This is a genomic window from Saccharopolyspora aridisoli (assembly GCF_004348445.1).
Taxonomy (GTDB): domain Bacteria; phylum Actinomycetota; class Actinomycetes; order Mycobacteriales; family Pseudonocardiaceae; genus Saccharopolyspora; species Saccharopolyspora aridisoli.
In genome coordinates this window covers 59,878-67,370 of record NZ_SMKV01000029.1, presented here as the reverse complement: position 1 = coordinate 67,370, position 7,493 = coordinate 59,878, and the positions used below count along the sequence as shown (strand labels likewise).

Sequence of the window (7,493 nt, the reverse complement as noted above, 5' to 3'; positions counted from 1 at the left end):
ATCTACACGCGTAAGATCGTCGGCAGCGTCAGTGTGTATAAGAGACAGGTGCTGCACCAAGCGAGCGAGCCCAGCAGCTCACACCAGCGGAATCGCCCGGATGCAGGCCTGGCACCGAACAGTGGCGCCGCTCCTCGTGCAACCCACGCCACCGACACCCCGGGTACGACGCCGCTGGAGTTCACCGCCCCGACGCCGAATCCCACTCCCCCGGTCGCGCCGCTGATCCAAAGCTCCTCCGCAGTACAACGGATGGCGATTTCGAACACCACCGGTTCCGGTGAAAACGCAGCAGCCGTAGGGGAAATGACCCCAGCTGATCCACTGCCCGTCACCACAGCCGCACCTCACACCACACCGCAGAACCCGACCGAGATCCGCGATCCGGGGAAACCCCACACCGCGCAGAGGCGGGACCCGGCGCGGTTCCCGGAATCGAGTCCGGTCACACCCACCACAGTCCAACGGCAGACGTCACCCCACACCCCCACACCACTCCACATCGGGCCGGAACCGCTGTCGCAACCCACCCCCGACACACCCGTGCAACGCGTCCGCCCACTCCTCCCGATGAGCCCACTCCCAGTCCGCACCAGCGACCACCCGGACTCAGCAACCACCCGCACCCCACAACACCCGACCTCACCCCCAGTGGCCCAGATGCACCGGAAACAACCCACTCCCCCCACCACCAGCACACCGCACGTACAGCGAAGCACCACCGTCCGGTCCCCGAATACGGCCGTAATCAGACACCCGAATACTGCGGTATTCCGGGACCCGAATACGGCGGTATTCCGGGTACCCGCGGAATACGGCAGCAATCAGGGTCCAGCCGTCCGCGTCTCGGCTGCATCCGTCGCTCCGCCGACGGGCACCGGTGATCTCGTCGCCGCAGCACCCGGAGCGGCCGTCGCAGCCGCCGCGGGCGTTGCCGGTCCGGGTGGGGGCGAGAGCCGCACGTCGGCAGGGCCTGCCGTGCAACGCGCGGGTGCGCGAGCGCGATCCGCGACGGCTTCGCCGTCGGTGTCGAACTCGATCCCCGGTGTTCCTGCGGGAGTCCCGGTCACGGTCGTCCAGCGCGAGGCGCAGCCGGCCGAGGCGAAGCAGGAGAACAGCCAGGGCGAGGAGAAATCCGCTGGTCAGCCCGACACCGACGAACTCGCGCGCAAGCTCGTCGAACCGGTGAGCCGGTTGCTGCGCGCCGAGTTCCGCCAGGGCCGGGAACGGATCGGGCGCCTGCACGACCGCCGCCGCTAGCACCTCCGGGAAGGAGTGATGTCGATGTCGCAGGAGATCTTCGCCTCCAGCGTGTTCTTCCGCCTGGCCATCGGGGGCGACGACCTGGGCGCCTTCCACACCTGCTCGGGGCTCGGCGCCCAGGTCGAGGTGGAGCAGTTCACCGAGGGCGGCAACAACGGCTTCACCTGGCAGCTGCCCACCCGCATCACCTGGTCCAACATCACGCTGACGCGGCCGGTCACCAGCGACACCACCAAGATCTCGCGCTGGCTGAACGAGATCATCCGGCGCGTCGAGCGCAAGAACGGCGAGATCGTCGCGCTCAAGCCGGACCGCACGCCGCTCGCCCGGTGGCAGGTCCTGGGCATCATCCCGGTCAGCTGGCAGGGGCCGTCGTTCGACCCGGCCACCGCGCAGGCCGCGGTGGAAACCTTGGAAATCGCCCACGAGGGCCTGCGAGCGGTGTGAGGAGGCTCCGATGGCCGCACCAGGTCGAAACCTCGCCCGCGCCCGGCTGCTGATCATGGAACCGCCCGCGAAGGTCGGCGCGAAGCCGGGCGCGAAGATCAAGGAGGTCCGGTTCCAGTTCAACCCGAACCGGCTCAGCCTCACCAAGAGCACCGAGTGGCGGCGCAACCCCACCCGGATGGCCAGCGAGTCCGGGACGCCCGAATTCGTCGGCAGCGGACCGCGTTCGCTGACCCTGGAGGTGTTCCTCGACGCCACCGACAAGCACGACAGCTCGGTGGAGAAGAAGGTCGAGGACCTCATGGTCGCCTGCGTGCCCACACCGAAGAGCCTGCGCGCCAAGAAGCCGGCCAGCCCGTGGGTCCGCTTCGAGTGGGGCACCGCGAAGACGACCTCGTTCAACGGCGTGCTGTCCAGCTTCTCGGTGGAGTACTCGCTGTTCGACGTCGACGGCAAGCCGCTGCGCGCGACGTGCTCGCTGGGCATCGAGGAGGCCGGAACCGAGACGCCCGGGCAGAACCCGACGTCGGGCTCCGACAACGCCCGCCGCACGCACCGGGTGGTCGTCGGCGACAGCCTCCCCCAGATCGCGTGGCAGGAGTACGGCGACGCCACCGGTTGGCGCGTGATCGCCGAGGCCAACGACATCGACGACCCCATGATCCTGGCGCCCGGCATCGAGCTGCTGGTGCCCGCCCTCGACGACGGACAGGACGGTTCCTGATGGGCAACGACAGCTCGGGGCGGTCGGTCGCGGCCGATCCCATCGTGGCGATCCCGGGCCCGCTTCCCGCGGCCTGGCAGCAGCAGCTGACCAGCTGCGTGGTGGACGAGAACGTCGGGCTGCCCGACGCGGCCACGCTGGTCTTCCGCGACCCGAACCACGAGCTGCTGTCCGCGACCGGGGTCAGCATCGGTTCCGAGCTGACGGTGTCGGTCATGACGACCGGCAGCACGGCCCAGAAGGAGATCTTCGCCGGCGAGGTCACGGCGCTGGAGCTGGACTCCGACGGGACGGGTTCGTTCACCGTGGTCCGGGCGATGAGCAAGGCTCACCGGCTGATGCGGGGCCGCAAGGTCGTGGCGTTCCGGAACATGAGCGCGGCCGCGATCGTGCGGAAGGTCGCCACCGGGGCCGGGTTGCGGCCCGGGCGGATCAAGGCCAAGCCGATCACCTACAAGCAGCTGTCCCAGGCCAACGTGTCGGACTGGGAGTTCCTGCAGAACCTCGCCCAGGAGCACGGCGCCGCGGTGCGCGTGGACGGCAAGGGGCGCCTGAACTTCACCGAGCTCAAGCCCGCCTCCGGCGCGCCCTCGCCGACGACCTCGGCGACCAGGAGCCCGTTCGTGCTGGAGTACGGCCGCAACCTGATGGCGCTGCGGGCCGCGCTGACCGCCGCGGACCAGGTCGACACCGTCGAGGTGCGGGGCTGGGACGTCAACACCCGCACACCCCTCGTGGCCGAGGAATCCCCCACCACCAGCGACGTCGTGCGACCAGGGCTCACGCCGTCGAAGGCGACGAAGAAGTTCGGCAAGAAGTCCCGGCTGCTGGTCACCGACGTGCCCTACGGGACGCAGGCCGAGGCGAAGGAGACGGCGCGCTCGCTGGCGGCGTCGATGCGGGCCGGGTTCGGGGAGATCGAGGCGGTCGCCGAGGGCAATCCCGAACTGCGCGCGGGCGTGCCGATCGCGCTGGGCAACGTCGGCAAGGATTTCTCCGGCAAGTACACGGCCACGGCGGTGCACCACGTCCTGGAGCCGGGCCAGGGATACCGCACGACGGTGCTGGTCAGCGCCTCCCCCGACCGGTCGCTGACCGGGCTTGCCACCGGCGCCAACGCACCGGACCGAGGGCCTCGGATCCCGGGCCTGGCCACCGGGATCGTCACCGACATCAAGGAGCCCGGGAAGTCCGAGCGCGGTTGGGTCAAGCTCAAGTTCCCGTGGCTCTCCGACGACTACGTGACCGACTGGGTCCGCACCGTGCAGCTGGGCGGCCAGGGCGGCGGGGTGTTCAGCCCGGACGTCAACGACGAGGTCCTGGTCGGTTTCGAGCAGGGCAGCCTCGACCACCCCTACGTGCTCGGCGGCCTCTACAACGGCACCGACAAGCCGTCCCGGCACGCCGTTCCGCTGGTCGACCGGACCAGCGGCAAGGTCAACCGGCGCTCGTTGGTCTCCCGCAAGGGCCACCGGCTGGAGCTGATCGATTCCGCGACCCGCTCACCGGGCGTCCACCTCGCCAGCGGCGACGAGCGGCTGGACATCCGGATCGACGAGCAGAAGAAGACCATCGACATCAGCGTGCGCGCCCCGGGCGGGACGCGGGTGCTGAGCTCGGTGTCGCTCACCGACCGCGGGATCACCCTGGACGCGGGCAACGGCGACCTCACCCTCTCCGGCAGGTCCGTGTCGATCGACGCCACGACGTCGGTGTCGGTCAAGGGGCGCACCAGCGTGGGGATCGACGGCGGCGCGACGGCGACGCTGCAGGGCCGCCTGGTCCGCATCAACTAGAACGAGGAGTTGCCCGATGCCACCTGCCGCCCGACTCGGCGACCCGACCGCCCACGGCGGGACCGTCGGCCCTCCCCGGGCCAACGCCGTCGCCGTGGCCTCCGTGCTCATCGGCGGGAAACCCGCTGCGGTGACGGGAAGTCAGCACCTGTGCCCCGACCCGGTGCACGCGGCGCTGAGCTCGGGCAACGTGCTGCTGCCCGGTCCGCCGACCTCCGGCGTGGTGCTCATCGGCGGTCTGCCCGCGGCCCGCGTCGGTGACAAGACCAGTTGCGGCGCCGCCGTCGTGATGGGAGCGCCGAACGTGCTGATCGGGGGCCCGCTGTGAGCGACCGGTTCATCGGGCGCGGGTGGGGGTTCCCGCTGCGCGTGGACGCCACCGGCGGCATCGGGATGGTCGAGCGGGAGCAGGAGATCGAGGAGGCGATCCGGCTGGTGCTGGGCACCGCACCGGGCGAGCGCCCGATGCGCCCGGAGTTCGGTTGCGGCATCCACGACCACGTCTTCGCGCCGAACGACGGCGCCACAGCGGGCCTCATCGCCTACGAGGTCCGGGCGGCGCTGCTGCGCTGGGAGCCCCGGATCGAGGTGGAGGACGTGGTGATCGCCTTCGACACCGTCGACGACGGGGTGCTCTACATCGACGTGCACTACGCGCTGCGCGCCACCAACGACCGCCGGAACCTCGTCTTCCCCTTCTACACGATCCCGCACAGCGATGAACCCGGAGACGCCGACTGATGGCACTGCCCACGCCGAACCTGGACGATCGACGGTTCCAGCAGCTCGTCGACGAGGCCAAGCGCTACGTGCAGCAGCGCGCGCCGGAGTGGACCGACCACAACGTCTCCGACCCCGGCGTCACCCTCATCGAGACGTTCGCGCACATGGTGGACCAGCTCATCTACCGGCTCAACCGGGTGCCGGAGAAGAACTACCTGGCCTTCCTCGACCTGCTGGGCGTTGCGCTGTTCCCGCCCGCGGCGGCTCGCGCCGACGTGACGTTCTGGCTGTCGGCCGCTCAGCCGGAAACGGTGCTGCTGCCGAGCGGGACCGAGGTCGCCACGGCGCGTTCGGAGACCGGCGACGCCGTCGTCTTCGGCACCACCGAGGACCTGCCCATCGTGCCCTGCGAGTTGAAGGCGCTGGTGACGATCTCCGCTGCGGGCGAGCAGGCGAACCGCACCAAGGACCTGGACCTGGGCAAGGACGTGCCGTGCTTCCAGGCGGAACCCGCCGTCGGCGATGCCATGCTGTTCGGCCTGACCAACGCCGTCCCGCGCTGCGTGATCGCGCTGCGGCTGGACAGCCAGGTCGAAGGCATCGGCGTCGATCCGCGGCAACCTCCGCTGATGTGGGAGTCGTGGGACGGGATGCGCTGGACCGAGTGCGCGGTGTTCGACGATTCCACGGGCGGGCTCAACCGTCCCGGCGAGGTGCTGGTGCACGTCCCGGCCGGGCACGCCGCCTCGGCGGTCGCCGGGGTGCAGGCCGGTTGGTTGCGCTGCCGGGTGATCGCACCGGCCGAGGGCCAGCCCTTCTACTCGGAGTCGCCGACGGTGCGGGTGGCCGAGGCGTTCACGGTCGGTGGCATCACCGCTGTCGAGCACGCCGAAACCCTCACCGACGTACCGCTGGGTGAGTCGGCCGGTGTTGCGGGGCAACGATTCCGGCTGGACCGGGCGCCCGTGCTGACCGACGGCGAACCGCCCGTCGTGCAGGTCTCCGCCGGTGAGGGGTGGCAGGACTGGCAGGTCGTGGAGCACTTCGGCGAGTCCGGCCCGGCCGATCGGCACGTCACGCTCGACGCGACCAACGGCGAGTTCGGCTTCCCGCCCGCGGTGCGCGCACCGGACGGCACCCTGCACCTCCACGGCGCGGTGCCTCCGAAGGGCGCCCAGCTCAGGGTCCCGAAGTACCGGACGGGTGGTGGCCGCGCGGGCAACGTCGCCCGGGGGACGATCTCGGTGCTGCGCAGTTCCGTGCCCTACGTCTCCAGCGTCGAGAACCGCGAGGCGGCGACCGGCGGGGTCGACGGGGAAACGGTGTCGGAGGCGAAAGTGCGCGCACCGCACCAGCTCCGCGTGCAGGAGCGCGCGGTGACAGCCGGCGACTACGAGCAGATCGCGCGGCAGGCGGCACCGGCGGCCGCCCGGATCCGGTGCCTGCCGGCTGCCGACGAACCGGGTGCGGCGCGGGTGCTGGTCGTGCCGGACGCGGTCGCCGACACCGGCGATCAGCTGCGGTTCGAGCAGCTCATCCCGTCCGAGCAGCTGCTGTCCACCATCGCCGCGCGGCTGGACGAACGCCGCCTCCTGGGCACCCGGTTGATCGTGGAACCGCCCTTCTTCCAAGGGATCACGGTCGTGGCCCGGATGAGCACGGCGGAGTCGGACCTCAACCGGGTCCAGCGGGACGCCCTGGCCGCCCTGCACCGCTACCTCAACCCGCTGCGCGGCGGCGCCGACGGCACCGGCTGGCCGTTCGGGCGACCTGTGCAGCTCGGCGAGGTGTTCGCGGTGCTGCAGCAGGTCGACGGAGCCGAGCTGATCGACGAGGTCCGGCTGTTCCCGGCCGATCCGATCACCGGTCAGCGCGGATCACCGGTGGAGCGGGTCGAGCTGGCCGAGCACGCGCTGGCCTTCTCCCACCAGCACCAGGTCGTGGTCCGCTCCACCGGCACCAGCGCGGCACCGCGATGAGCCGGCACGCCATTCCCGGTCTGCCCAGCCGCTACCCGATCGGCGACCTGCTCCCCGCGATGTACACGGGTGACGACCTCGCCCAGCGGTTCACGGCGGGCCTGGACACCGTCCTGGCTCCGATCCTGTCCACTCTGGACAACCTTGCGCACTACTTCGACCCGCGGGTGACGCCGGAGGACTTCGCGTCGCGGCTGGCGCAGTGGGTCGCGGTCGAACTCGACCCGGCGTGGCCGCTGGGCCTGCGGCGAGCGGTGCTGCTGCGCGCGGTCGAGCTGCACCGGCGGAGGGGCACCGCACGCGGCCTGGTCGACCTGCTGCGGCTGTGCGCGGGCGTGCACGCCCGCGTGCTCGACGGCGCGGGCGCGGCGTGGTCCGCGCGGCCCGGCACCGCCCTTCCCGGCACGGCGGGTGGTCAGGTCGTGGTCCAGGTCTGGCCGGGCCGGTCGGCTGTCGACCGGCAACGCGTCACCGCGCTGGTCGACTCGGTGCGACCGGTGCACGTCACCTGCAGCGTCGAAGTACTGGCCGGTCCACCACAGCAGCAGAGGAGGTAGCACG

The 7,493-nt window shown here is 71.0% G+C and carries 8 protein-coding genes; all 8 read left to right on the top strand.

Annotated features, from left to right (window positions below):
* Positions 1-1,026: 1,026 nt before the first annotated feature.
* Genes E1161_RS20455 through E1161_RS20420 form a run of 8 tightly spaced genes read left to right on the top strand, consistent with a single transcriptional unit; the run spans position 1,027 to position 7,489 of the window.
* Entirely contained in the window at positions 1,027-1,260 is a 234-nt protein-coding gene (locus E1161_RS20455) for a hypothetical protein (protein WP_132625712.1), read from the top strand.
* Between the two features lie 24 nt (positions 1,261-1,284).
* Entirely contained in the window at positions 1,285-1,710 is a 426-nt protein-coding gene (locus E1161_RS20450) for a phage tail protein (protein ID WP_132625710.1), read from the top strand.
* A gap of 10 nt (positions 1,711-1,720) precedes the next feature.
* A complete protein-coding gene (locus E1161_RS20445) occupies positions 1,721-2,434 on the top strand; it encodes a CIS tube protein (protein WP_132625708.1) in 714 nt (237 codons plus the stop codon).
* Positions 2,434-4,230: a VgrG-related protein gene (locus E1161_RS20440; protein ID WP_132625706.1), complete on the top strand. Its 1,797-nt coding sequence runs from the start codon at positions 2,434-2,436 to the stop codon at positions 4,228-4,230. Before E1161_RS20445 ends, E1161_RS20440 begins: the two co-directional genes overlap by 1 nt.
* A gap of 16 nt (positions 4,231-4,246) precedes the next feature.
* Complete coding sequence (locus E1161_RS20435; RefSeq protein WP_132625704.1) at positions 4,247-4,558, top strand: PAAR domain-containing protein; 312 nt, start codon at positions 4,247-4,249, stop codon at positions 4,556-4,558.
* Positions 4,555-4,971: a GPW/gp25 family protein gene (locus E1161_RS20430; protein ID WP_132625702.1), complete on the top strand. Its 417-nt coding sequence runs from the start codon at positions 4,555-4,557 to the stop codon at positions 4,969-4,971. The genes E1161_RS20435 and E1161_RS20430 overlap by 4 nt, the downstream gene beginning before the upstream one ends.
* Complete coding sequence (locus E1161_RS20425; protein WP_132625700.1) at positions 4,971-6,932, top strand: putative baseplate assembly protein; 1,962 nt, start codon at positions 4,971-4,973, stop codon at positions 6,930-6,932. Before E1161_RS20430 ends, E1161_RS20425 begins: the two co-directional genes overlap by 1 nt.
* The gene (locus tag E1161_RS20420; protein WP_132625698.1) at positions 6,929-7,489 is read left to right on the top strand and encodes a phage tail protein; all 561 of its coding nucleotides are present in this window, start codon (positions 6,929-6,931) and stop codon (positions 7,487-7,489) included. Before E1161_RS20425 ends, E1161_RS20420 begins: the two co-directional genes overlap by 4 nt.
* Positions 7,490-7,493: the final 4 nt, after the last annotated feature.